The organism is Thalassovita mediterranea (assembly GCA_019448215.1).
In the GTDB taxonomy this organism is placed as follows: Bacteria; Pseudomonadota; Alphaproteobacteria; order Caulobacterales; family Hyphomonadaceae; genus Henriciella.
Window position 1 is genome coordinate 101,018 of record CP080408.1, and the last position, 26,017, is coordinate 127,034.

Sequence of the window (26,017 nt, forward strand, 5' to 3'; positions counted from 1 at the left end):
GGCCGGGCTCTCTCAATTCGTATCTAGCGCTTGGGGTCTTCCACGTCCGGGTCGACCACCGAATAGGCATCCTCAAGCAAATGCCCGTCCGGCTTTTTCTTCATCGCCGAATGGCCTTCGATCGTCTCGCTCGATGCATCGTCATGGTCGTCATTCGGTACATTTGGAAGGCGTTCATCCTCCATATCGACAACGAGATCGGCTTCATGATCCGGCTGGTCAGCGATGGGCGAGCCATCCTTATAACCAGCACCTGCGGTGGACTGATCCTCTACATCTTCGCCCTTGCGAAAGCCCTCGCCATAGCCGCGCTGACGTTCCACTTCTTCAACTCTCTGATGGTCGCGCTCACTCATCGCGGGTCTCCTTTGTGACTGTTCACATAGGAAACGGGCAAGGCGTGAGCGCGGTTCCAATCGCTATCGCGTATGCGCAGGCCCAAAGAGCACGGCATTCACCAGAAGCAGGTTCAGACCGTCGAGATAGGCACGCGTCACCGGGCTTTGCGTGAAGGCGATCACCATGCCAGAGCCCTGCTGCTCTGCCATCAGATACGGCTTGTAGGCGAGCTGTGCCCGGTTCTCTTCCCAGAGATAGCCGCTCGCCACCAGCTCATCGGCCGCCGCATAGCGAAACACATTGGCGCCGTCGGCATCATTGAGAGGCCTGTAGATGGTTGAGCCCTGATAGAGCGCCACCGCCTCCTCATAGCCCGACGACAGCCAGTGGTCAGTATCTGCCACCACATTCGCCAGAACGCCCGGCACGCTGTCAGGTCGCGCGGTCTGGTTCGCCGTAACCGCGTCATAATCCTCATCGCTCTCGATAAGCAGGCCAGAGGCAGGCGTTTCCTCACCATCGCTGCGCTTTTCTTCCTCGGCGAGATAGGCCGTCTCCGCGCGCGCAGAGAGCAGCTTGTCATCGCCGCTCGTCAGAGCTCCAAGCGCACCCTCGAAACCGATCAGAACGCCGCCATTGCGGGTAAAGGTGGCAATGGCCGACTTCCCGGCCGCCCCGAGCTCGCTTTCAAAGCCCCAGCCGGCATCCGGCAGGATCAACACGTCGTAACGGCCAAGATTGGCGCGTTGCAGCGTGCCGACACGGATCGGCGCGACCGGAATACCGAGCTCCCGCTCCAGTACATAGCGCGCCGCGCCAGCATCCGTCGCGCTCGTCCCTTCGCCCCAGGCCATGGCGACTTTCGGCATGGTCAGGGCGACGAACTTGTCGCTGCCATAGTTCGGGCCGTCCTCGACCCAGCTCGACTGCAGCGCCACATATTCAGCGCCGATCTCCGTCGCGAGGCCATTCAGCGTGGTCGCAAGGCTGCTCTCATTGGCCGCCAGCGGGAAGACCACCGACCCACGCGGATATTCGCGCCCATCGACCGTGAACGCCTCGGTCGTTGCGCGGCCCGTCAGGCCGGCATCCAGCGCGCTGAGCACGAGCTTTGCCTGCCCAGCATCGCTCCAGGGCACGACATAGCCATAGGCCGCATTTGACGCCGTCAGCGCGGTGACCGGATCCTCGGCGCTCACCATGCTCGCATTGGAAACATTCACCTGCCCGCATGTCCGGCTCGTCACGCCTTCCATCAGCGGCATGGACCAGGCAGTCACGTCATAGAGCTCATGATTGAGGCCCCGATCGCGGCGCGACTCCTGCTCGTCGACAAAGTCTTCAGGCAGGCTCGTATCTTCGCTCAGCAGCGTCGTGATCCGCTTGCCGGACGGCTGCGCACGGTCGACTACCAGCGCCCCGTCAGGATAGCGCACGCCGCAGGCCTGCGCGCCCGGCGACAGGCGCTGAACGGTAATGTCCTGCGCGGCCAGCTTGCGCCCAAGCTGCTCTGCCTGCCAGCGCCGCTCGGAGAGATCGAACACAAAGTACCGGTCGCTCGCCCCGCGCGCTTCAGCGGCGGCTTCACGCCGGTAGGAGGCAAAATCATTCAGGAACAGCGACTGGTTGTTCGCGACCACTTCCGCCGTCGACAGCGTCGCCACGAAGTGCTGCTCCACACCCTGCTTATAGGTCAGCACATCGCCAGTAGAGCGCTCATAGGCGAGCCCGCGCGCAGAGCCCTGCTCGTAGGTCATTGCGATCGCACCGCCGAGCGTTGGCCACATGTCGCCATAGCCCGGATAGAACGCGTCAAAGACCTCGCGGGTGAAATAGTCATAGCCGCGCTGGTCGAACCAGCGAGCATGATTGCGCCCGATCAGAACCTGCTTTTCCTTCTGGGCTTCAGTGATGTTCGGATTGAACGGGTCGGCGGCTGGCGCAAAGAAATAGCTCTCATCCCCGCCCATTTCGTGTGCGTCGACCACGACCACCGGATGCCATTCCAGCATGCTCGACACCCGGCCCCGCGTTTCCGGCTGGGACAGGGTGAACCAGTCGCGGTTCATATCAAAGAGATAGTGATTGAAGCGCCCGCCCGGCCATGGCTCGTCATGTTCGGCGGTGTAGCGGTCCGCAAAAGGCGTGATCCCACGTGCCGCCTCGAAACTGTTGGTAAAGCGCGCCCGCCCGTCCGGGTTCTGCATCGGGTCGATCACGACGATCGTATTCGAGAGGATCGTATCGACCGTCTCGTCGCTTTCCGCAGCCAGTAGGTGATAGGCGAGCGCCAAGCCCGCATCCGTGCTCGAAATCTCGTTTCCGTGGACGCCATAGGACAGCCAGACCACCGCAGGCGTCTCATCGATCAGGGAGCTGCGCTCACCCGCAGACAGCTCACCCGAAGCCAGCCGGCTCATATTCGCCTTGATTTCATCGAGGCGCGCCATGTTCTCCGGCGAAGAAATCACCGCATAGAAAAGCTCCCGGCCTTCCCAGCTTTCCGCATAGGGCGTGATCTGCATGCGGTCCGGCGCCGCGTCGGCCAGCGCTTCCATATAGTCGCGCGCTTCGGTGACAGTAGAAATCTCATCGCCCGGCGCATGACCTGCGACCTCTTCCAGTGTCGGAATGGCCGGGTCAGCCTGAATGGTCAGAAAGCTCTGCGCCCCTGCCTGCCCCGCCATCAGGGCGCCGCCCATCGCTACTGCAGCTATGACCCTAAACTTCATACCAGCCTCCCCGGCACATCTACTCAATTTTCGCTGGCGCCAGCTAAAGCCGACGCAGGTCACCGCATCAAGTCACACCTCGTTGAATTGACCCGGCCACCTGCATTTGCCTCAGTTTGCGTCACACGCCCGCCTGCTGACCACCCGGCTCGCCGGATGGACTTGCCGCGCCACTTCATGCCACACCCCCAGATGTAAAGACTGTTGCAAATGCAAAGGCCCGTCATGACCGCCGATCTCGATCATCTCAAAACCATCGAACAGCGCCTGCTCTGGCTCTCGGCCTGGACGGTCCACAACGCCAACAATATCCGCAAGAAGGAAGACGGCGCGATCAAGGTGGGCGGCCACCAGGCGTCCTGTGCCTCCATGGTGCCGATCATGACGGCGCTCTATTTCAACACGCTGAAGCCGGAAGACCGCGTCGCCGTCAAACCGCACGCCTCGCCTGTCTTCCACGCCATGCAATACCTGATGGGCAACCAGACGCGCGAGAAGCTCGAGAATTTCCGCGGCTATGGCGGCGCCCAGTCCTATCCAAGCCGCACCAAGGACGTCGACGATGTCGACTTCTCCACCGGCTCTGTCGGTCTCGGCGTTGCGGCGACTGCCTTCAACTCCCTCGTGCAGGACTATGTCGCCGCCAAGGGCTGGCTAGGCGAGACCCCGCTTGGCCGGCAGGTCGCCCTCGTCGGTGACGCCGAACTCGACGAAGGCAATGTCTATGAATGCCTTCAGGAAGGCTGGAAGCACGACCTTCGCAACACATGGTGGATCATCGACTATAACCGCCAGAGCCTCGACGGCGTTGTCCATGAAGGCCTCTGGGAAAAGATCGATGCGATCTTCAAGGCCTTTGGCTGGCGTACCGTCGTGCTGCGCCATGGCGTCCTGCAGCGCGAAGCCTTCAGGGAGCCGGGCGGCGAGGCCCTGAAAGAGTGGATCCAGAACTGTCCGAACATGGACTACTCCGCCCTCACCTACAAAGGCGGCAAGGCCTGGCGCAAACGCCTGATGAACGACATTGGCGATCAGGGCGACGTCTCCGCCCTTCTCGACAAGCGCAGCGACGAGGAACTCGACGCCCTGATGAACAATCTCGGCGGCCAGTGCCTCGCAACGCTCACCGAAGCCTTCGACCAGATCGATGACGACAAGCCGACTGTCTTCCTCGCCTACACGATCAAGGGCTGGCAGACCCCGCTCGCAGGCCACAAGGACAATCATGGCGGCTTCATGAACAATCCCCAGTTCGCTGAATTCCAGAAGCGCATGGGCGTTCCGGAAGGCGAGGAATGGGACAAGTTCGCCACCGTTGAGGAGGAAGAAGGCCTCCAGAAATTCCTCGATAGCGTTCCCTTCTTCGCGAAAGGCACGCGCCGCTACACCGCCCCGGCCATCAAATCCCCCGGCCCGGTCTGGCTGGATGACCGCGAACTCGCAACGCAGGCTGGTTTCGGCAAGATCCTCGACGCCCTCGCCCGCGGAGACTCCGATCTCGCCGACCACATCGTCACCATGTCGCCGGACGTGACCTCCTCAACCAACCTCACTGGCTGGGTCAATCGCCGCTCGCTCTTTGCCCGGCGTGAGGTCTCAGACACCTTCAAGGAGCAGTCGATCCCGTCCGCGCAAAAGTGGGAATTCTCGCCCGAAGGCCAGCATTTCGAGCTTGGCATCGCAGAGATGAACCTCTTCCTCCATCTCGGCCAGTGCGGGCTTGCGCACAGCCATTTCGGCACCCGCCTCATCCCGATCGGCACACTGTACGATCCGTTCATCGCGCGCGGCCTCGATGCCCTCAACTATGCCTGCTATCAGGATGCCCGTTTTATCGTCGCAGGCACTCCGTCCGGCATCACGCTCGCGCCCGAAGGCGGCGCCCACCAGTCGGTCGGCACGCAGCTCATCGGCATGAGCCAGGACGGCCTTGTCAGCTTTGAGCCAGCCTTCCTCGATGAGCTTTCCATCATCATGGACTGGAGCTTCGACTACCTCCAGCGCTCCGGCGAGAACGACCCGGATGAGCGCACATGGCTGCGCGATGAGACCGGCGGCTCGGTCTATCTCCGCCTCTCCACTCGCCCCATCGAACAGCTCGGCCCCCGCAACCGCGACAATGAAGAGTTCCGGCGCGGCGTCGTCGACGGCGCCTACTGGCTACGTGAACCCGGGCCCAATTGCGAAGTTGTCATCGCCTATCAGGGCGTCATCGCCCCGGAAGCCATCGAAGCAGCAGGCCGCATCGGCAATGACCGCCGGGATATCGGCGTCCTCGCCGTGACCTCAGCTGACCGTCTCAATTCAGGCTGGACCGCCGCCCGCCGCGCCCGCGCCAAAGGCCACAGCTCGGCGATGAGCCAGATCGAACGCCTCATGGCAAAAGTCCCGCGCGACGCGACTCTCATCACCGTCACCGACGGCCATCCCGCCACCCTCGCCTGGATCGGCTCCGTCGCCGGCCACATGACCGCCCCGCTCGGCGTCGAGCATTTCGGCCAGACCGGCACCATCCCCGACCTCCACCGCCACTTCCAGATCGACACCGACGCCATCGTAAACGCCGCGAACCATCTGAGTGCGGGAAGGCGGATCAGGCTTTCAAATCCCTAACCCCCAAAGCCCGTCATCCCGGTTTCCGCAAAGCGGAACGCCGGGACCCAGATTGGGAAACCTCTCAAAGTCCGCATGGTGAGCAAAGCATGCCCCAGCGAAAGCTGGGGTCGAACCACGGGCGTGGGCGCGTCCGCCGCGATCACAGCACATCGCGCAACGTCCCACCTTCCCCTCCGCGCCCAAATCGCTAGGCTCAGCCACAGCACCAAGAACCGGCCGCATGAGACGGCCCGGCCCCGGAGGAGACCCGTCATGCCTGTCCTGTCGCTCTCGCGCATTCTTGCCCATTGGGCCGCTATCCAGCCGGAGCGGGTCGCTGTCGATCATGAGGGCCACCAGATCACATGGGCGGACCTCGACGCGCGGACCAACCGGCTGGCCCGCGCCTATGCAGACCTTGGCGTCAAGGAAAACGACTTCGTCACCATCGCCCTGCCCAACAGTCTTGAATTCTTCGAGGCGACCTTCGCGGCATGGAAGCTCGGCGCAACGCCGCAGCCGGTGTCTGCCCGCCTGCCGAAATATGAGCGCGACCAGATCGTCGAGCTTGGCAAGCCATCCCTCGTCGTCGGCGTCGCGGAGGGCGAGTATGCGCCCACCCCGTGCGTGCCCGCAGGCTTCACCCCGGATAGCCGCCTCTCTGAAGCAGAGCTGCCCGAGAAGACCGCCACTTCCCTGAAAGCGATGACGTCAGGCGGCTCCACGGGCCGCCCGAAACTCATCGTCTCAAAGCTTCCAGCTGAGTGGGACACCGACATGGATTTCCTCGAAATCCGCAATCAGGGCTCGATGCTGATCCCGGGGCCGCTCTATCACAATGGCCCTTTCATGTGGGCCACCATCGCCCTCTTCAAAGGCGCGACCGTCGCCGTTACGACCCGTTTCGATGCCGAGAAAACGCTGGAGTTGATCGACCGGATGCAGCTCGAAACCGCCTATATGGTACCGACCATGATGCGCCGGATCTGGGCCCTGCCGGAAGAGGTCCGCACCCGCTATGACGTCTCGAGCCTCAATGCGCTCTGGCACCTTGCCGCCCCCTGCCCGCCCTGGCTGAAAGAGGCCTTCATTGAGTGGCTCGGCCCGGAAGTGATCTGGGAGCTTTATGGCGGCACAGAGGGCCAGGGCTCGACCACGATCCAGGGCACCGAATGGCTGACTCACAGGGGCAGTGTCGGAAGACCGGTTGAGACATGCGAGATGAAGATCGTCGGCGAGGATGGCGCCGAGCTGCCGCCCGGCGAAGTCGGCGAGGTCTTCCTCCGCCCGCTCGCAGGTCAGGGCACCTCCTATTATTATCTCGGCGCAGAAGCCAAGGCGATCGAGGGCGGCTGGGAAAGCCTCGGCGATATGGGCTGGATGGACGAGGACGGCTATCTGTACCTCACTGACCGCAAGTCAGACATGATCATCGTTGGCGGCGCGAACATCTACCCGGCAGAGGTCGAGGCCGCGCTCGATGCGTTTCCGGGCGTCCGCAGCTCAGCCGTGATCGGCCTGCCGGATGAGGATATGGGCTCGCGCCTCCACGCCATCATCGACATGCCTGAAGGCGACCTCGACGAAGCCGCCCTTACCGCGCACCTCAAAGAGCGGCTGGTCACTTACAAGCAGCCGAAATCCATCGAACTCGTGCGCGAACCCCTGCGAGATGATGCCGGCAAGACCCGCCGCAAAGCCCTTCGCGAAGCACGGGTATCGCTCGCGGCGACCTGAACCGGGATGTCGCCGCCCCCCCCCCGCAGCAAAATGAAGCCTATTTCTGCCGCAAATTCATCGGGCGCACTTCCCGGGCGAGGTCATTCGGCGACACACCTCCGCGATATTCGCGAAAGGCGCGGCGTGTCCCGTTCAGATGCGTCGCGCCTGCCCGAACGAGAAACACTTCAAGGTCATCGCTTTGCCGTGCGGTCTGGTCCAGCCGGACGGCGTTGAACCCGGCGGACACGACAGGTGCGATGACAGACCAGCTCTGCGCCGTCGCACTGACGTCCCGACCTGCCTGCGCAAAAGACACCTGCACGACCTGCCTCTGGGTCGCCCTGTCGTCACCGGGCGCGCGCACGAAGGATGGGCTGGACGCGCATGTCACGCTCTCGCTATCGGCTTGCAATACTTGGAATCCCTCGCCTTCGCAGGCCGACACGATCAACTCGGACACAGACCGCGCATCGGTTCCCGAAAACGTCGCGCCGGGCCCTTCAGAAAAGGCCTGCGAGCCTGCGCCATCGACTGACGCGCAGCCAGCCAGAAGAACAAAACCGGAGATAAGGACTGAAGCACGCATCGAACTGGCCTTCCTGCTTGCGAGCCACGAAAGCCGGCTCGTGTGCCATTGATTATAGTCCGCATCCGCAATTTTGAAAGGCAGGCGAGAAACCTTGCATTGCGCCCTTCACGTTCTGCGAGCAGAGCGCAGCGCAAAGCCTGGGCCCAAATCAGCGACCCGTGGACGCCGCCGCGCCTTCCTTGGCCGCCGCCAGTCTTGCAGACCGCCGCTCCAGGCTCGCGCGCAGCCGGGCATGGCGCTCAGGGGTCAGCGGATAGCTCCAGATGAGCGGCACGGCGAGACTGTAGAGCGCGATGGGGCCGAGGCAGTAGACCAGGCGGAGCGCCAGAACGCCCTCTTCGGCCGACGCACTTGCCCCGCCCATCGCCTGATAGCCAAGCAGTCCGACGATATTGAGCGCGACGCCTGTAAAGATCGCCGCCGCCAGCTTCTCCGACAGGCCGATCACTGCAAAATACGCCCCTGCGCGCCGGCCGCCTGACCGCGCGCTGTCGACATCGATCACGTCAGCCAGCATGGCCAGCGGCAGGAATTGAAGCCCGCCAAAGGCAAAGCCCTTGAGCAGGAAGAGACAGAAGAAGGCGAGATAATCGCCATAGCCGAGCAGCAGGTTTGCCGCGCTCACGAAACTGACAAAGCCAAGCGTTCCAAGAAAGGCGCGATGCTTCCCGAATTTGCGGCCCATCCAGAGCCAGAACGGGATCGCGGCAATGCCCGCTACGAAATAGAGGAAGTACGCCGCCCCGATCGTCGGAATGCCGACAATGTCGCGGATGAAGAATAGCGACACCGCATTGCGCAGGCTCTCGCCCGCGATGACGAAGAAGGCGATCAGAAGGACCCGGCGCATCGGGCCATTGCGCCACATGTGTTTGAAGCCCTCGATGACCGGCACACGCTCGCGCGCGGCTGGCGGCGGCTCCTTCACGGTTGTAACCACGAGCAGCGTCAGCAGCGGCACGAGAACAATAATGGTGATGGCGAGCCAGAACAGGACCGGCCCGGTCAGCGCCGACCGGTCACTCGGCACGCGGTTCATGATGTCGCCAGAGAAAGCGCCGATCATGTCGCGCCACATGGAAACGAACACCTGTCCAACCGCGCCGCCATCCGCGAGGACTTCGACAGCCATCGGCACCGCTGCCGCCAGAAGCAGGCCACCAAGGACAAAGAATTCACGCGCCGCGGTAATCCGACTGCGCACATGATAGTCGGCCGACAGCTCCGCCCCCCACGCCCGGAACGGAATCTGGATCATGGTGGCAGACGCAAAAAAGGCCGTCAGCCAGCAGAGCAGGTAGAGCACCCCTGCCCCCTCCGACGGGACGAAGAGGAACCAGGAGGCGATCATCAGACAAGGCGCGCCCAGAACCATATAGGGCTTGCGGCGGCCAAACCGCGTGCGGCCCCGATCTGAAATCTCGCCCATGAGCGGGTCGGTGAAGACATCGGTGAACCGCGCAAGCATCAGGATCGTGCCGACCAGCGCGAGGCTCCCAAGGCTCGCGCCATAGTGGGCGGGCAGCCAGATCGCGAGCGGATAGCCATAGATGGCGAGCGGGATGGCCAGTGAGCCGTGCAGATAGATCGCGCGACGGCTCAGCCCGTCATGCGCCGAAACAGGCTTTGCTGCAGCGCTCGCTGCAACCTCCGGGTCCACAATCGCCATGGGCCGCTTCCTCCATTTGTGCGCCCGTCTTTTGTTTTCGCGGGCACATCGTTTTGTCTCAATCGACGGTTTCGCACCCCTCTTGTCAATTAGCATCCGGCCCACCTCGCGCGGATGTGATGGCCCGGCCAGCGCAGGATGGCGCTGCCAGCGATGCGGCGACCGCGAACCCCAGCTCGGATTACAGAACGCCCGCCTCTCGGATATCGTCTGCGGCAAAGTCGATCAGCGCCCGGATCTTTCGCGGCAGGGCTCGCCCCTCCAGATACACCGCGTTAAGCCGCAGCGGCAGCCCTTCGAACCCGGTCATCACCGGAACGACCCGCCCGGCTTCTAGCGCCTCAACCAGCGCAAAGCGCGGCGCATAGGCAATTCCCTGCCCCGACGCCGCAAGGTCCACGGCGGCATGGGCGGAGTTCACCAGGAACCGCCCCTGCACCTGAACCACGCATTCCTCATCCCCGCGATAGAAAACCCAGCGCCGCGGCGGCCGCCGATTGGTGTCCAGGATGCAGGCATGCTGCTCCAGCTCCTCCAGCGTCGACGGCGCGCCATGCGCCGCAATATAGGCAGGGCTCGCCACAGCGAGGGGCCGCGTCTCGCCCAGCTTGCGTGTCTTCAGCGAAAGCATGTCCGACTCCCCGATGCGGAAGGCGACATCGATGCCCTCACTCGCAAGGTCGACGAACCTGTCCTGCAGACGCAGGTCAAAGGTCAGCCCCGGCCTTGTCTCTGCAAACCGGGCCAGCATCGGTGAGACATAACGCTCACCAAATGTGACCGGCGCAGATATCCGGATGATGCCGGTAAAATCGCGCGAGTCTTCTGACACCTCGGCCAGCATGTCGTCCAGCTCATCGAGAAGCGCCGGCGCCCGGGCCAATAAGTCCTCGCCCGCAGGCGTCAGCCCGACCTTTCTCGTCGTGCGCTGCAGGAGGCGCACACCCAGCCGGCTCTCCAGCTCGGCGACATATTTGGAGGTCAGCCTGTTCGACACGCCAAGCTGGTCCGCCGCCTGCGTGAATGAGCCGGACGTCGCCGTCGCGACAAATGCCTTCAAGCCTTCAACGAGGTCCAAACCGCATCCTTTAGGAACAAATCATTGATAGTCATTCCACGATTTCTCCATTTTGTTGAAGAAAGGCAAGTCCTAGATCGTGAGCATTGGAAAACAGACGCGCCCAATCAGGGCCCGTCACCACACAAGGACTACCCCCATGCTCCGCTCCCTCACCCTGACATCAGCGCTGGCGCTCAGCCTCGCCATTGCCGCGCCCGCAAGCGCTGAAGACATTGTCGAAAGCCCATCCACGGTCGACGCTGTGTACGCCGCCGAGTCCACCACCCGCGCGCTCCAGCCCGGCGAAAAGATCGAGAACCTCTACACCAAGAACGCCACGCAGGATTACGTGCTTCAGAAACTGACCGACCGGGTCTATTTCTTCCAGCGCCAGTTCTACGGCACCGTCTTCTATGTCGGCGATGATGGCGTCCTGCTGTTTGACGCACTCGAAGGCCACGCCGCCGCCGTTGAAGCCGCAATCGATCAGGTCACCAGCCTGCCCATCACTGCCCTCGTCTACAGCCACGATCATGCTGACCATATCGCTGACGCCGCCGCCATCATCGATGCCAACCCCGGCATCCGCGTGATTGCACAGCAGGCCACCGCAGACCTGATGGACCAGCTCGGCTCTAACCTGCCGCGCCCCAATGAAGTCCTGCCAGCCGGCACCGACAGTTTCACCTTTGAAGGCCTCACCGTGTCAGTCGTTCCGTTCAGCGAGAACACTCACGCGCATGACCATGCCGCCTATGTGCTCGAAGGCACCGGCGTCGTGCATGTGCCGGACGTCATCAACCCTGACCAGCCGCCTTTCTGGTCCTTTGCCGGCGCTGAAGGCTATCTCGGCTACCGCGACATCATTGATGAGATCGACGCCCTCGACTGGATCTATCTCTCTGGTGGCCACGGCAATGTCGGCTCCCGCGCAGACATTGCCTTCTATCGCCAGTTCCTCGATGACCTCGAAGCCGCTGTCGGTGAAGCCCTCGCCAATGTGCCATGGGGTGCAGGTATCGAAGACCCGGCAAAGCTCAACGCACATACCGCCTATCTGTCTGAATGGATCAAGGAGGTCGGCAAATATGCGACCGACAAGCTCCGCCCGACCTATGGCGAGTATTATGGCTTCGAATACGCCACGCCGAAGAATGCCGAACTCGTCGGCATGTATCTCTTCTCCTACCGCTAAGCCGAACCGGCGCGCCGGTCGATAAATCCCGGCGCGGCATTCCCGTAATCCTGCTGCCAAGGAAGCTGCAATGATGACGCCTCTCACCCTCGATCAGCTGAAAGATCGCCTCGCCCCATCGGCGCGCATGCCTTTGGTCTTTATCGGCCATGGCAGCCCGATGAACGCCATTGAGGACACCCCCTATGGCCGCGCCTGGACCACGCTCGGCAAGGCACTTCCCCGACCGAACGCCGTCCTCGTCGTTTCCGCGCACTGGATGACGCAGGGCACGACCCTCGTCGATGTATCCGCCATGCCGCGCACCATTCACGACTTCTATGGCTTCCCCCAAAAGCTGTTTGATCAGCAATACCCCGCTCAGGGCGACCCGGAACTTGCCCGCGAAGTGGCCATGCTGCTGTCGAGCCACCAGGCTGGGACCGATGATCGCTGGGGCCTCGACCACGGCGCATGGACAGTTCTCAAATTCATGTATCCCGATGCCGACGTCCCGGTCTTCCAGGTGTCCATCGACATGACGCGCGGCCTCGACCACCAGATCGAGATCGGTCGAACCCTGTCGCAGCTACGTGACCGCGGCGTTCTCATTCTCGGCTCTGGCAATATCGTCCACAATCTGCGGGCAATGGACCGGACCGGACGCGGAAAGCCGCACGACTTCGCGCTGGAATTCGACGACCTTTTCGCAAGCCGCCTCGAAGACCGCGATCTCGGGGCCCTGTCTGACCGCGCCGCCCTCGGCACGGCATTCCGTCAGGCCCACCCCTCGATCGATCACTACCTGCCAGCCCTCACCATCGCGGGCGCCTCAGACTCCAGGGACACCCTCACCTGGACGACCGAAACCATCGAACTGGCCTCCGTGTCGATGCGGTCATTCGTGTTTCACGAGGGATGAAGCTCAACCCCCGGTCCCGGCCATCGCACCCACACCGCACCCGCGTCACACCCCCACTGCACCATTAGACCTTTACGCCGCCCCCACCTCGCCCCATCTTGCCGTTCATGTCCCGTTCCCCTTCCGGCGTCTCGGACGCTTCCGCCACGTTCAACTGGTCCGGCGCCGCGCGCGATGCGTCGGGTACGCTGCCATCCGACAACTGGACGCCGCACAGGCCTGACCGGCAGTGGGAGAAGATCGAGGGCGGCAAGCGCTTCAAGGTCGCCTCCGACTATGAGCCCGCCGGCGACCAGCGCACCGCCATCCCCGAACTCGTCGAGGGCATCCAGCAGGGCGAGCGCGACCAGGTCCTCCTCGGCGCGACGGGCACCGGCAAGACTTTCACCATGGCCAAGGTCATCGAGGCGGTGCAGCGCCCCGCCCTCATCCTCGCGCCCAACAAGACGCTCGCGGCCCAGCTTTACGGCGAGATGAAATCCTTCTTCCCCGACAATGCGGTGGAGTATTTCGTCTCCTATTACGACTACTACCAGCCCGAAGCCTACGTCCCCCGCTCGGACCTCTATATCGAGAAGGAATCCTCCATCAACGAGGCGATCGACCGGATGCGCCACTCGGCCACCCGCGCCATCCTCGAGCGCGATGACGTCATCATCGTCGCCTCGGTTTCCTGCATCTACGGTATCGGCTCGGTCGAGACCTACACCTCGATGACCTTCAAGCTCGAAGAGGGCCAGCAAATCGACCCGCGCGAGGTGACGCAGAAGCTCGTCGCCCTGCAATACACCCGCAATGACAGCGCCTTCCAGCGCGGCACCTTCCGCCTCAAGGGCGACGTACTCGACATCTTCCCGGCCCACCTTGATGACTGCGCCTGGAAGCTCTCCTTCTTCGGCGATGAGCTGGAGAGCATTGTCGAGTTCGACCCCCTCACCGGCAAGAAGATCGCAGATCTCCCCGCGATCAAGATGTACGCCAACAGCCACTACGTCACGCCGCGCCCGACGCTGAACAACGCCATCAACTCGATCAAGAAAGAACTGAAAGAGACGATCGCGCACTTCGAGAAGCACAACAAGCTGCTCGAGGCCCAGCGCATCGAACAGCGCTGCACCTATGACCTCGAAATGATGGCCGCCACCGGCTCCTGCAACGGCATCGAGAACTACAGCCGCTACCTCACCGGCCGCCTGCCGGGTGAGCCGCCGCCAACCATGTTCGAATACCTGCCGGACAATGCCCTCGTCTTCGTCGATGAGAGCCACCAGACCGTTCCGCAGATCGGCGCCATGTTCAAGGGCGACTTCAACCGCAAGTCCACCCTCGCCGAATACGGCTTCCGCCTGCCGTCCTGCATCGACAACCGCCCGCTCAAATTTCCCGAATGGGAGGCGATGCGGCCCCAGACCATCCATGTCTCGGCCACCCCCGGCTCATGGGAGCTGGAGCAGACCGGCGGCGTCTTTACCGAACAGGTCATCCGCCCGACCGGCCTTGTCGACCCGCCCGTCGAAGTCCGCCCCGTCACGGGCACAAAGGACAATGGCAATATCAACCAGGTCGACGACCTCCTCGCCGAGGTGAAAGAGGTCGCCGCCAAGGGCATGCGCTCCCTCGTCACCACGCTCACCAAGAAGATGGCCGAGGACCTCACCGAATACCTGCACGAAAACGGCGTCCGCGTGCGCTACATGCACTCCGACATCGACACGGTGGAGCGGATCGAGATCATCCGTGATCTCCGCTTGGGTGAGTTCGATGTCCTCGTCGGCATCAACCTCCTGCGCGAGGGTCTCGACATCCCCGAATGTGGCTTTGTCGGCATTCTCGACGCTGACAAGGAAGGCTTCCTGCGCTCTGAAACCTCGCTGGTCCAGACCATTGGCCGCGCCGCCCGGAACGCAGACGCCCGCGTCGTCCTCTATGCCGACAAGGTCACCGGCTCCATGCAGCGCGCCATGGACGAGACCGAACGCCGGCGCGAGAAGCAGATCGCCCATAATGAAGAGCACGGCATCACGCCCACCACGATCAAGCGCGCCGTCGCCGACATCCTCGCCGATCTCGGCGAAGCCCGCGGCAAGACCCAGCAGCTCAAGGGCGGCAAGTCCCGCAAGCTCCCCGCCCGCGGCATGGCCGAAGAGGCCGTCGCCAGGCTCGAGCCCGGCTCAGGCCACAACGTCCAGGCCGTCATCGCCAGCCTCGAAAAACAGATGCGCGAAGCAGCGGCGAACCTGGAATTCGAGGAAGCTGCCAGACTACGCGACGAAGTCAAAAAATTACGCGAAGGCGAATTGGGACTGTAACCGGAGTTTGAGGGTTCGACCCGGCGCGAAGCGTAAAATCGATCCAGTGAATCGATTTTAGGGTCGGACGCAAGGTTGCAGGATGTGGTGAAGAAGCTGCGTGAAGTTCAGTTTTAAACCCCGTGAAGAATTGGGTGGAATTACCAACTAACTTATATACGGGTACCCTTCGGGACCAGGTCAATTATAAACCACGTCACACGTGGAGATATGTTGACGGTAATGCAACGAGGCTGGGGCGTGGCGGGAATACTTATGCCAGATGCACTCGGAGAGCAGCGGTATCATGGAAACCATCTATCCTGGGCAATTTCGCTATCTCCATTTGGGATTGCCTTACACAATTCATATTAGGGCCTTATGAGCATCTTCTCTCGATTTGCATTGGCGGTATTTTTGGTAGCCATGGGATGTTCGGAATCCCACGATGAATACATAAGTGAGTATTTTTGCGAGCGGGAAACTCGTGAATTTATGGATGCCATTCTAACAGATGAATTTGCGCATGCCGATGAACTCCTCAAACAACGCGTCAATATCAACGGCATGGATTGCGGTGGTGTAACGCCACTTCAATGGCTCATCCTAAACGATAATTATTTGACGACCGATCGCTTCAGATATCTTCTCGAACGCGATGCAGACCCAACAATCAATAGTCCAAAATTGATGCACTCTGCATTTCATCAGACTGCTAAATTGCAAGATTCCTATTACCTTGAGCGTCTGATAAACAACGAAAATGTGGATTGCGATCTGCGATCCAATGACGTGAATGTTCCGACCGCCATTTATTTTGCCGTACTCTCGCGTCAACAAAGAAACTTGGATCTGCTTTTGAAGTGCGGAGCTGACGTTAATGTCTTAACTCAGAATGGAAAAAATGCGTTAGGTTTGACGAACATGAACAACTGGGAAGCTGCGTTTATGCTGCTTGATGCTGGTATCGATCCTGCGCCTTCGCTTCCAAGCATAATTAATGCCCTTGAGAATAACAACTATACTCCGCCCACTGATGGAAGCGCTGATTGGCGTGAAAAGGTTCGGAGCAAATTAGGCGATATTGATAAATGACGACAGAAACGGACTTCTGCAATCGTTCCCACTCTGCAAATTAATAACGATGACGCTCTGTTGCACGCCTCTAGAGATTTTTGCGCTCTGGTGAAGCGTTTCATTTCAAAACCGGATCTCACTACTACTCAAAGTATGACTCAGCCCTATGATCCGGGCCGTTCATTCGGAGAGTCTGTTCGCCTTTCTTTCTGTTGGTTGGTTTGAGGTCAAGGCCCGGCGAGCGGAGCCACCGGGACGCTCAAGCGAGCCGGGCCAGCCCGTCGCGTGAGAGCTGCCAGCCGTCGTAACGAGAAGGGCGGCATTACTGCCGCCCGCTATTCGAATGAAATTAGGTTACTAACGTTGCCGGTTAATCGACGAACGCTCAATTTGTAAACGACCTGGGTCGATGGCGTTCCTGCTTTCCGGGCGTTCTTCTGGCTGATTAATCAGGCCATCAGGACACAGGCGGGTAAGCTGGTTCTCGTTCGGATAGTAACCAATATCCCGATGCGTGGTACCATCCGCGCATTCGACGGTAATTTCCTGACCGACACGCTTATTACCCACCATCACGTCGGTAACATAAATACTGACCGCTGAAGCTTGACCAATGAGTCCGCCGGAGACGCACGCAAGTGCAATTGCCTTTTTGAGCTTTGTCATTTGTTTTTCTCCTTATCGCTGAGGACGCTGCATCGGTCGTGCGGGCGCTGCTCTTGTCGATTTACGAATGTTCGGTCCTGCCGTGATTGATTGGTCAACCACGTTGTCGTGCCCATTGCCGGAGCCGACATTCTCCTGGAATTGATCACAGTAGCGGTTAGCTACTGCCTGGGTTGGCAGGGAGTCGTACTCTTTGGTCTGCAAGCCGTCGCAAGTAACTTTCCAAGCGACGATGTCGCCCTTGTCGTTCTTCACGGACTCTACTGTAAAGCCAGCACTAGCTGGCATGGCAACAGCACAAGCCGCACCAATCATTGCGATTTTTTTAAAGTGTTTCATCAATTCAGCCTCCTTTGTTGGCGCAATCAGGAGTAAAATGACGAAAATTAATCGCAAATTCGAAGTCTATTCATGTTGCATTAAAAAAAGCTGGCTCCTGTAACGAATATTACAGTTCTCTTGATACGAATTTTTTATTCCGAACTTCGATCTTCCGAAATTTGGGGTTATATTTCTTGGAGCGCGTGGCAACCAACCTCGGCAGATGGACGGTCTATGCCTCACCCACACCAATCCACCTGCACGCCCTCTTCCAACGGCCGGGCCAGCCCGTCGCGGGAGAGCAGCCAGCCAATATGGTCGCCGTCGAGATAGACATGGGCGCGCAGGCGCCCATAGCGGTCCGGGCCTTCCGGCAGGAACGTCACCTTGGAGCCTGCCTCGAACAGGTCGCGCGCCCGCGCCTCTGTCTTCTGGCCGAGCGCGTCTTCTGCCGCGCACGCCGCCGCATCGCCTGTCTCAGGACTGTCCCACCCGATCAGGCGGAGCCGCACCCGCTCCTCCCGGCCCGAGCCTGAGAGCCGTCGCAGCTCGAACGTGTCGCCATCCACGGCCAGCAGGTCGCGCACCGACGCACTGACACACCGCGCCCCCTCCGCCTCACAGAGATTGGCCGGCTTCTCATAACCGCCCGAGCCCCCACACGCCCCGAGCGCCAAGGCGCCCATGCCAAGGATCAATCGTCTCATGCCCAGCACCCCTTCCTGCCGCCCTGGTGAGAAGACTGGGCGCATGAGGGCTGAGGGGTCAAGCTTTCTGGTTTTCTGGGTCCCGGTCTTTCGCTTTGCGAAAACCGGGATGACGAATATGGAGAGTGACGGAAAATGGCTTCGTCATCCCGGAAGCGGTGCAGCCGCTATCCGGGACCCAGTTGGGGCGGCACAATTGAAAGTTTTGGGTCCCGGCTCTCCCCCCGGTCGGCCGGGATGACGAGAACGAGATTACAATTGCCTCGGTGAGATGTTCTGCGTATGTTCTAGCACGCGAAGCTCCTGGGTCTACATCGTCACCAATAAACGCAATGGCACCCTTTATACCGGCGTCACCAGCGATCTGGTGGGCCGTGTCTGGCAGCACAGGCACGGCTATTTCGCCGGCTTCAGCCGAAAGTATGGATGCACGCAGCTCGTCTGGTTTGAAACCCATGACGACATCAAAGAGGCCATCGCTCGCGAAAAGCGTATAAAGCGCTGGAAGCGGGCCTGGAAACTGGAACTGATCGAGACCGGCAATCCTGACTGGCGCGACCTGTATAGCGAACTGACCGAGTGGGTCCCGGATAGGCCGTCCAGATTCATCGCGCCGATGTAGAGGAGGTGACCCGGCTCACTACCCGTCATCCCGGAAGCGGCGCAGCCGCTATCCGGGACCCAGTTGAGGCGGCGCAATTGAAAGCTCTGGGTCCCGGCTCTCCCTCCGGTCGGCCGGGATGACGTGAAACAAGGCAAGGGCCAAGTCCTCGTCATCCCGGAATTTGCGCCAGCAAATATCCGGGACCCAGCAGAGTAGAACGAGGAAACTCTCCGCCTTTCCCCACCCCGGCGAACCCGCCCCATACTTGCGCACATGATTGCCGACGGATTCATCAGGGACAGCTTTAACGCCATGATCGGCGCGCTTGTGTGCGCGGCCGAGCGGGCGGGGCTCATCACGCGCCATGCCCCGGTGACCCGCGCGGCGGCCCGCCGCTTCATGTCGAGGCTGCGCCAGCTGGAAACGCTCCTGCGCCGCCTCCTCGTCCTGATGGCGGCGGAGCTGGATATTGCAATTGATCCGCTCCCTCATCCTGAGCCTGTCGAAGGGCCGGCGAAGGCCGGGGTCTCATCCAACCAAACCGCTCCCTCCCAAACCACCCGTGCTCATCCTGATGGAGCCTGCCCCGGCGCAGGCCGGGGTCGAAGGACGAGCACGGGCACAAGCTTCCCCCTCCTCCGCATCCTGCGCCCCTACACCGCTGAAGACGCGGCCCGCCTCAGCGCCCTGCCGCGCCGTGCACCTCGCCCCGTCGATGAAACACTGCTGGTGCACCGCTACTGCACCCTCCTGAAACACCTGCAGCACCCCGAGCGGCTCGCCCGGCGCATGGCGCGCCACCTTGCAAGGCTGCGCGCCGCCGGAGAGATCCGCCCCACCTGCGCGCCGCAGCCCGGCCTGCACCGGCTTTCGCCCGAACTCGGCGCCCTGGCGGCCTGCCTGCCCGCCCTGATCGCGGCCGCGCTCTCTGACTGGTACGACACAGGCTAGCGGCGCTCTATCCTTCGACTTCGCTCAGGATGAGCGCCGAGAGACGTGCAACCTCACCCTGAGCCTGTCGAAGGGTGTAGTCCCAACCTCAGAGACCTTTTGGGCTCATCCTGAGCGAAGTCGAAGGACGCGCCCAAAAGACCGCCCGCCCCCAAAGGCGGGTCGCAACCGCTGGTCCTTCGGGAACCTCCCCCTTCGCGTGCGCATTGAAATCACTGAAGAACGCAAAGGATACGCACGCATGGCCGACCTGCCACAGAAGAACCAGCCCCTTATCGCCGCCGCTGCCCTCTTGGGCACCGGCGTCCTCCTCAAGACCTGGAAGCCGACCCCGCTCGATTTGCCGGAGCCGAAGAAAAAGCGCCCCCATCTCGACCGCGGGATGAGCCGCAAGGTCCGCAAGGCACGTGATGACATCGCGAAGTTCGCCCTGCCATCCAACATGCTGAATTCATTGGGGACTTCGCTGATCACGGTCGGCGGCGTGCTGGCCGTCCTCCGCCTCGTGGATGAGGTGGTCGATGAGCAGGAAAGGCTTTTCTAGCGGATTTTCGCGCGCGGGCTGAGAACCGTTTTCCGCCTTGCGCGTTCGGACTTCATCTATCAGCGTCAAAGGACACCGGATACGATGAAACTGAACAAATCCCTGATGGCACTTGGCCTTCTTCTCGGCTCAATGTCGCTTACTGGCTGCGTCGCAGCCGCCGTTGGCGCCGCCTATGTGGTCGGCGAGGAACTCAACGAAAACGATGATGATTTCGACCCGCTGGACGAGATTGTCGACGGATAAAATGAGGCGGGAGCCGTCTTGTGGCGGCTACTTCCCAGATTAGCACAGCTTGGGCTTTTGATTCGCCCCTATTCCCGGCTAGATACTTGCATGGCAGGAAGCTGCCGTGATCTGGAGGGCGATGTAAGAAATGTTCGAGCTGGTTGCCCTGCATGAGTGCGATCCAAAACGCGTTGCGCGTTTCCTGACGCTCAATCGCGAGCGGTTTCGCCCCTATGCACCAACGCGTAGCGAGCATTACTACACCAATTCGCACTGGCGCGCGGCCTGCAAGCGCTCGAAGATCGAGTGGAAAGAAGGCCGCGCCTATCGTTTTGTTATCGTTCACAAAAATGAAGAAGTGATCGGCAAGATTGACCTCGATCACATCCGCCGTGGTCCGTTTTCCACTGGCGACTTCGGCTATCTCCTCGACCGCCGCCATGAAGGCCAGTCCATAATGCGCCGGGCGATGGCAGAAGTCCTCTCCATGGTCTTCACTGACTTCAAGCTGAACCGCGTCCAGGCAGCGATCATGCCCCAGAATACGCGCTCCAGCGGCCTCGTGAAACGTCTCGGTTTCCGCGAAATCGGTCTGGCAGAACGCTATCTGAAGCTCGACGGCGAATGGCGCGATCATCTTCTCTTCGAACTCGTCGCCCCGAAACCGGGCTCTCCGCCGGCGGAAAAAAAGACGACCGAACAGGTTTCCGAAAAGCCTGCCGAGCAAGTCGCCGAACAGGCTGTTTCAAGCGAAACTGTCGACGCTGAAATCATCAGCGAAACGCCAGCTGCCGACGACGCCAGGGAAGAGACTAAGGAAACAAGCTGAACTGGCTGATTTCACGCGGGAAATTGCACACGCCATCTTAACGCTGCATAGTGCAGGACGGATGATCCCGGCACCCTTCTGACAGGCGATTGGAACGACAGAGTTCGCAGACCCCAGAGATATGGCACACTCAGAAACACCAGAACGAGACCAATTGCAGCTCTCAAACCCGCTATCGGCCGCTTATGAGCGTTCGCCGTCGAGCGAGGTCGAGGCGCTGAACTCGGCCCGCGATGAGGGCAAGATTTTCGTCTGGACGGCCATTGGGGCTGCAGTTCTGTGGTGGATTGCGGCTTTTGCAGGCATCTACGCCTATCTGGGCTCCCCCGGCCTTTCGGCGTTGCCCGTGGTCTCCGTGATTGCAGGCGCTGCAGCGCTGTTTCTGCCAGGTCTTCTTATCCTGCTCGCCGGTTTCCTCGCGCGGGCCAATGCGCAGGCATCGGCGGCCAATTCAGTCGTCCTTGAAGCCGCTGCCCGGCTTATCGCGCCAATCGAGACAAGCGGACGCGAGGCCCAGAGTTTCGCTGGCATGATGAAAGCGTCCGCCGGAGAGGTCGACCGGGCGATGGCTCACGCGCTCTCGTCGATGAAGGCGATGTCAGGCGAGATTTCGGAGGAAAGGGCACGCCTCGAAACGGTCTCCCATGAGACGGCGAGACAGGCGACGGAGCTTTCCAAGCGCCTCAACACAGAACGCTCGGCGCTGCAGACGCTTGCGGAGCAGATCGAGAACCAGAGCAAGCAGATGAGCGAGGCCATTCCTCGCCAGGCTGAACAGATGCAGGCCTCTGCCAGACAGGCTGCCGAGGACATCGCCGAAGCGGACGCCGGCCTCGAGACGCGTCTCAATGAGCTGCGCGACGCCGGTGCGACACTGTCCGACCGCGTGGCCGCACTCGATGAGATGGCAGTCGCGGCCACCAAACGTAGCGAGTCGCTCATCTTTGCCGTGTCTCGGATGGAAGAGAAGCTGGAGCAATCCCGCCGCATGGTCGACCAGGCCCTTCGCGCCAGTGAAATGGTCGCTGCCAGCGCATCGACGACGGGCGACCGGATTACCGAAGCTGTGTCCGCTGCCATGGAGAACGCCAAGACGGCTTCGCGTGATATCCAGATGGAAGCCCGCGAAGCGGCCGAAAAGGCTGCAGAGTCGCTCGCCGCATTGAAACGCGCGGGCGAGGAAGCCGCCGCTGCGGTCCGCGAAGCACGCCGGGATGCAGATGAACTTGCGCAGCTTCAGGTCTCTGTCGAACGAGCTGCTGCCCAGACAGAGGATAACGCGCCCACAAAACCAGCGCCAGCGCCGGATTCCGACGACGATGTGTTTGAAGAAGAAGCAGCTTCCAGCGAGGCTGAACCTCGCAGATCAGATAATGATAGCGACCTTTTCGGTAGCCCGGAAAGCTCTGCTCCCTCATATGAGACCGGCCCAACCGACGCCGATCGCGGCGAAGATGATGTGAAGCAGGATGAGGACAGGTCGGTCGCGCGCAGGCGCTGGAAAGACCGCATGCCGCCTTATCTCAAGCCTGTTGGCGGCAGCGAAGCGCGAGACCTCGACGATGATGACGACGCCGAAGAAGACGCCGATGAAGCGCCAGCTCCACAGCCAGTGATCGAGCGGCGCGAGGAACGTAGCGAACCTGCAGATACCGGGCGCCGCGAGCGCTGGAGCAGCATCCTGGCCGATGTTGCGCGCGATGAGCGGCCTCATCTTCCACGTGAGGAAAATGCCGAGGAAATGATCCATCGGCTGATGGAGTCCGGCATCCGGCTGACCGATATTTTCCGCCCACGCGACAAGAAGAAGATCGCGGCGGCCGCCCGAAAGGGAGAGGGCGTCCGGCGGAAAGCCGTTGTCGATGCGGCGGCTCGCCAGGTCCAGCGTGTCCAGAAACGGCTCGATACCGACGGCGATCTCATGCTGATGGCGCGCGAATTCCTCATTGTAGAGGAAGCCGATGCGCTGAGCGCTCTCGACAAGACGAGCCACTCATCGCGCAATGCAAGTGCCCGGCTTTCAGCCTTCCTTCTGATCGATGCTGCCCTAGGTTAGCCTGCATGGCTGTCCGTGCCCCAAAAACCTATGCTGGCCGTTTTCAGGACGCCCAGGCAAAGTCACCGCTGGAACATGAAATCGCGTCCGAACAGGCAAGTGCACTGGGGCGATCCGGCAAACTGGTTGCCGCCAGACTTGCCGCCTATCGCGAGGCGCTTGCGTCAGGCGAGGATCATAGCCGGGAGCTCGATCAGGCGGTCGATGCTGTCTACGGTTTCCTCATCCAGCGTGAGCTTCTAGGTCTTCGCGACCGCAGTGCGATCATACGTGATTATGATATACCGCGCACAATCCTTGCCCGCCTTGGAACGACCAGCAGGCGGCATTGATTTGCGCCCGCGGGCGAGTAGGAAGCGGTGAGCCCGAAAAGATTTGAGAGTTGATAGAATGAGTTCGTGCGTGCGCACATTCCTTGCCGGGGCCCTTTTCATCCTGCTTGCCTTGCTTCCGGTTGCTGAAGCGCAACAAACCTCAAGCGAACGTGCGCTCGAAGACCTTGGCGAAATAGAAACGCAGCTGGAAACGATCAATTCCCGTCTGATGGAGCTGAACGACGCTTTCGAGGCGAGCGACGACCCGGCCGAACTCAGCGAACAGATCGCGACGATCTCGAACCTGAGGGACGATCTGTCTTCGCTGGAATCCCGCGCGATCGAAATCCGGACGGGCTCCCAGGAAGCGCTGGATGCTGTTTCTGATCTCATCCCCAGCGAGACAGAGGAAGGGGCAGCGGACGCGGTTGCGGGGTCTAGCGGAAGCTCCTCCAGCAGCAGTTCTGAAACGGCAGCAGCAAGGCTTGCAGAGAGCGATCTTTCCGAGGTGACGGCGCCGTTTCGCGAGATCAATTCTCGCGCCAGCATTGCCGCGGCGAATGCCCGGCTGGCCGATATCGACGCCCGGCGCCTGATGGAGAGCATCTCTCAAAGCCGGGAAAGTGTTTTTGTTTCCTCCATCCTGGAGCGCGGTGCCTCGCCCGTATCGCCCGCAGTCTGGATGGACGCCTTTCAGCGTACTGATGATGTCTGGAGAGAGCTGGGAACCGAGATCAAGAACTGGCGTGACAGCCAGGTTGAGCGCGGCACGCCCTACCCGCTTACCATCCTTATCGGTCTCAGCGTCGTGCTCTTCGGCGGTCTCTTCTGGCTCTATCGCCTCTTCTACAAATGGGAGCTTCGTAAGAACACGGAGGTCCGACCAAGCCGACAAACAGTCGCCTATGTGGCGATGGGCAGTTTCCTCGCGCGCTTTGCGACGGCAGGCGCGGTGGTCCTGATTATCGCTGGGTGCGCATGGCTGCTTGGGATGGACGTACTTGAGAGCAGTGCGGGCCGCCGGGTCGCCTTCGTGACGGTCGCCGTTCTCTGCATGCGCGCACTGGTGTCTTCGGTCATGGCGCCGCGCACGACAGCTTTCCGCCTGATCGGTGTTGGCGACAAGGCGGCAGCCGCGATCAGCCTTTCCTTCATCGTCCTTGTCATCGCCTTCGCGATTGAATCCATCCTGACGGCAACCGGCGCCCTGGCATCTCCGGGCGCGGCCCTTGTGGGTGTGCGGACCTTCCTTCTGTCGATGCTGACCGGCTGTCTTCTGCTGTGGCTTGCCGTGCGGATGAGAGCGCAGACGGAGAAAGGAAAGTCGACCCTTCGCATTATTATCCGTTGGACAGTGGTCGCCGTCGCGATCACCATCATGCTGAGCTCGCTGCTCGGGTATCATGCGTTTTCAAGGTACCTCGTCGAGCGGCTGATCCTGGTCTCTATCGTCCTGCTCATTGCCATTCTGGTACGCGAATATATCCGCGCGGCCGCCCTCAAATTCCTGTCGGGCGTGGTTGAGGAACGCCGCTATGAATCGGCGCGCGAAGATGATGACGACGAGCCGACGGAGATGAACTCCGAGTTCTGGATCAAATCCAGCGTCGACACGATCGTCGTATTGCTCCTGCCGCCCTTCCTGTTGTTGGCGCTGGGCCTTCCGGCATCAGAGCTCTGGAATGAGATCCGCTGGCTGCTGGCAGGGTTCGAGATAGGCGGACAGCGTATCTCGCTGGGCTCCATTCTGTCCGCAATTCTGACTGTCATCGCGATCATGCTTGCGACCCGCATCATTCAACGCACGCTTGAACGGCAGATCTTGCCCAAGTCACAGATCAGTAGCGGCGCAGCCAATTCGCTGGTCACGCTGCTTGGCTATGCAGGCGTCATTATCGCCTTCGTTTCAGCTATTGGCGTTATCGGCTTTGACCTTTCCAGCCTCGCCATCATCGCTGGTGCGCTGTCTGTTGGTATCGGTTTTGGCCTTCAGAGCATTGTCAGCAACTTTGTGGCGGGCCTCATCCTGCTATTCGAGCGCCCCTTCAAGATTGGAGATTGGATCGTGACGCCGTCGGGCGAAGGTACCGTCCAGAAGATCAATGTCAGGGCGACCGAAGTGCTGACTTTTGACCGCCGATCCATCATCGTTCCGAATGCCGAGCTGGTCAGCAATTCGTTCGGCAACTGGACGCACAAGAGCGCGGTCATGCGGATCGCGGTGACGATCGGCGTGAAGTACGGGACCGACACGCGCAAGGTCGAGCGCCTCATGCTGGAGGTCGCCGAGAACAGCGACTACGTCCTCAAGGATCCGCCTCCGCACGTCGTCATGAAAGGCTTTGGCGACAGCTCACTCGATTTCGAGCTGCGTGCCTATATCATTGCAGATCATGTCGTGATCGCGCCATCGGAAATGCGGCACGAACTGGCGCGGGTGTTCGAGCGCGAAGACGTCACCATTCCATTCCCGCAGCGCGATATTCATTTCGACTGGCCGGATGCGCCAAAAGCTCTTCAGGGCAGGAACCCGGATGAAGATGATGATGAGCCCAAGGAGCGGCCATCACGCCGCAACGAAGCGCGGGCCGCCGATGAAAAGGACGAGACCGAGTAGGCCCGTGGAGGGC

22 protein-coding genes are annotated in these 26,017 nt (G+C 61.1%); 14 read left to right on the top strand and 8 right to left on the bottom strand.

All coding sequences use genetic code 11. The features are described 5' to 3' along the window. Positions 1-23: 23 nt before the first annotated feature. Positions 24-356 carry a hypothetical protein gene (locus KUV46_00530; GenBank protein ID QYJ00899.1) on the bottom strand — a complete coding sequence of 111 codons (333 nt, stop codon included), beginning with the start codon at positions 354-356 and terminating at the stop codon, positions 24-26. A 63-nt stretch (positions 357-419) separates the two neighbouring features. Next, on the bottom strand, positions 420-3,071 hold the full coding sequence (locus KUV46_00535; protein QYJ00900.1) for a hypothetical protein: 2,652 nt from the start codon (positions 3,069-3,071) through the stop codon (positions 420-422). A 225-nt stretch (positions 3,072-3,296) separates the two neighbouring features. Here KUV46_00535 and KUV46_00540 point away from each other — a divergent pair, with 225 nt between their 5' ends. Both KUV46_00540 and KUV46_00545 read left to right on the top strand, forming a co-directional pair. Then, on the top strand, positions 3,297-5,684 hold the full coding sequence (locus tag KUV46_00540) for a transketolase (protein QYJ00901.1): 2,388 nt from the start codon (positions 3,297-3,299) through the stop codon (positions 5,682-5,684). Between the two features lie 255 nt (positions 5,685-5,939). Beyond that, positions 5,940-7,403, top strand: a complete 1,464-nt coding sequence (locus KUV46_00545) for an AMP-binding protein (GenBank protein ID QYJ00902.1) — start codon at positions 5,940-5,942, stop codon at positions 7,401-7,403. Positions 7,404-7,443: 40 nt separating this feature from the next. Here the strand turns inward: KUV46_00545 and KUV46_00550 are convergent, their stop codons facing one another. From KUV46_00550 to KUV46_00560, 3 genes are all read right to left on the bottom strand, one after another. Continuing rightward, on the bottom strand, positions 7,444-7,974 hold the full coding sequence (locus KUV46_00550) for a hypothetical protein (GenBank protein ID QYJ00903.1): 531 nt from the start codon (positions 7,972-7,974) through the stop codon (positions 7,444-7,446). 151 nt (positions 7,975-8,125) lie between these two features. Further along, positions 8,126-9,646 carry an MFS transporter gene (locus KUV46_00555; GenBank protein QYJ00904.1) on the bottom strand — a complete coding sequence of 507 codons (1,521 nt, stop codon included), beginning with the start codon at positions 9,644-9,646 and terminating at the stop codon, positions 8,126-8,128. 181 nt (positions 9,647-9,827) lie between these two features. Further along, complete coding sequence (locus tag KUV46_00560; protein QYJ00905.1) at positions 9,828-10,724, bottom strand: LysR family transcriptional regulator; 897 nt, start codon at positions 10,722-10,724, stop codon at positions 9,828-9,830. Between the two features lie 139 nt (positions 10,725-10,863). On the opposite strand from KUV46_00560, the gene KUV46_00565 reads away from it, so the two are divergent. The 4 genes from KUV46_00565 to KUV46_00580 all read left to right on the top strand — a co-directional run bounded on the left by KUV46_00565 (position 10,864) and on the right by KUV46_00580 (position 16,185). After that, on the top strand, positions 10,864-11,901 hold the full coding sequence (locus KUV46_00565; protein ID QYJ00906.1) for an MBL fold metallo-hydrolase: 1,038 nt from the start codon (positions 10,864-10,866) through the stop codon (positions 11,899-11,901). Between the two features lie 73 nt (positions 11,902-11,974). Next, entirely contained in the window at positions 11,975-12,802 is an 828-nt protein-coding gene (gene ygiD, locus KUV46_00570) for a 4,5-DOPA dioxygenase extradiol (GenBank protein ID QYJ02322.1), read from the top strand. Between the two features lie 107 nt (positions 12,803-12,909). Continuing rightward, positions 12,910-15,111 (top strand): excinuclease ABC subunit UvrB, encoded by a 2,202-nt coding sequence (gene uvrB, locus KUV46_00575; GenBank protein ID QYJ00907.1) that lies wholly within the window; start codon positions 12,910-12,912, stop codon positions 15,109-15,111. A gap of 360 nt (positions 15,112-15,471) precedes the next feature. Beyond that, complete coding sequence (locus tag KUV46_00580; GenBank protein QYJ00908.1) at positions 15,472-16,185, top strand: hypothetical protein; 714 nt, start codon at positions 15,472-15,474, stop codon at positions 16,183-16,185. A 339-nt stretch (positions 16,186-16,524) separates the two neighbouring features. On the opposite strand, the gene KUV46_00585 is transcribed toward KUV46_00580, so the two are convergent. The 3 genes from KUV46_00585 to KUV46_00595 all read right to left on the bottom strand — a co-directional run bounded on the left by KUV46_00585 (position 16,525) and on the right by KUV46_00595 (position 17,861). Then, the gene (locus KUV46_00585) at positions 16,525-16,833 is read right to left on the bottom strand and encodes a hypothetical protein (protein QYJ00909.1); all 309 of its coding nucleotides are present in this window, start codon (positions 16,831-16,833) and stop codon (positions 16,525-16,527) included. Positions 16,834-16,845: 12 nt separating this feature from the next. Beyond that, positions 16,846-17,172 carry a hypothetical protein gene (locus tag KUV46_00590; protein ID QYJ00910.1) on the bottom strand — a complete coding sequence of 109 codons (327 nt, stop codon included), beginning with the start codon at positions 17,170-17,172 and terminating at the stop codon, positions 16,846-16,848. A gap of 221 nt (positions 17,173-17,393) precedes the next feature. Further along, a complete protein-coding gene (locus KUV46_00595; GenBank protein QYJ00911.1) occupies positions 17,394-17,861 on the bottom strand; it encodes a thermonuclease family protein in 468 nt (155 codons plus the stop codon). A 271-nt stretch (positions 17,862-18,132) separates the two neighbouring features. On the opposite strand from KUV46_00595, the gene KUV46_00600 reads away from it, so the two are divergent. From KUV46_00600 to KUV46_00635, 8 genes are all read left to right on the top strand, one after another. Further along, a complete protein-coding gene (locus KUV46_00600) occupies positions 18,133-18,483 on the top strand; it encodes a GIY-YIG nuclease family protein (protein ID QYJ00912.1) in 351 nt (116 codons plus the stop codon). Positions 18,484-18,777: 294 nt separating this feature from the next. Next, entirely contained in the window at positions 18,778-19,416 is a 639-nt protein-coding gene (locus KUV46_00605) for a hypothetical protein (protein QYJ00913.1), read from the top strand. Positions 19,417-19,657: 241 nt separating this feature from the next. Next, positions 19,658-19,960 (top strand): hypothetical protein, encoded by a 303-nt coding sequence (locus tag KUV46_00610; protein ID QYJ00914.1) that lies wholly within the window; start codon positions 19,658-19,660, stop codon positions 19,958-19,960. Positions 19,961-20,044: 84 nt separating this feature from the next. After that, positions 20,045-20,206, top strand: a complete 162-nt coding sequence (locus tag KUV46_00615) for a hypothetical protein (GenBank protein ID QYJ00915.1) — start codon at positions 20,045-20,047, stop codon at positions 20,204-20,206. Positions 20,207-20,336: 130 nt separating this feature from the next. Next, positions 20,337-21,017 carry a GNAT family N-acetyltransferase gene (locus tag KUV46_00620; GenBank protein ID QYJ00916.1) on the top strand — a complete coding sequence of 227 codons (681 nt, stop codon included), beginning with the start codon at positions 20,337-20,339 and terminating at the stop codon, positions 21,015-21,017. 154 nt (positions 21,018-21,171) lie between these two features. Next, the gene (locus tag KUV46_00625) at positions 21,172-23,073 is read left to right on the top strand and encodes a hypothetical protein (protein ID QYJ00917.1); all 1,902 of its coding nucleotides are present in this window, start codon (positions 21,172-21,174) and stop codon (positions 23,071-23,073) included. 5 nt (positions 23,074-23,078) lie between these two features. Further along, positions 23,079-23,405 (top strand): hypothetical protein, encoded by a 327-nt coding sequence (locus tag KUV46_00630; protein ID QYJ00918.1) that lies wholly within the window; start codon positions 23,079-23,081, stop codon positions 23,403-23,405. Positions 23,406-23,463: 58 nt separating this feature from the next. Then, on the top strand, positions 23,464-26,004 hold the full coding sequence (locus KUV46_00635; protein ID QYJ00919.1) for a DUF3772 domain-containing protein: 2,541 nt from the start codon (positions 23,464-23,466) through the stop codon (positions 26,002-26,004). Positions 26,005-26,017: the final 13 nt, after the last annotated feature.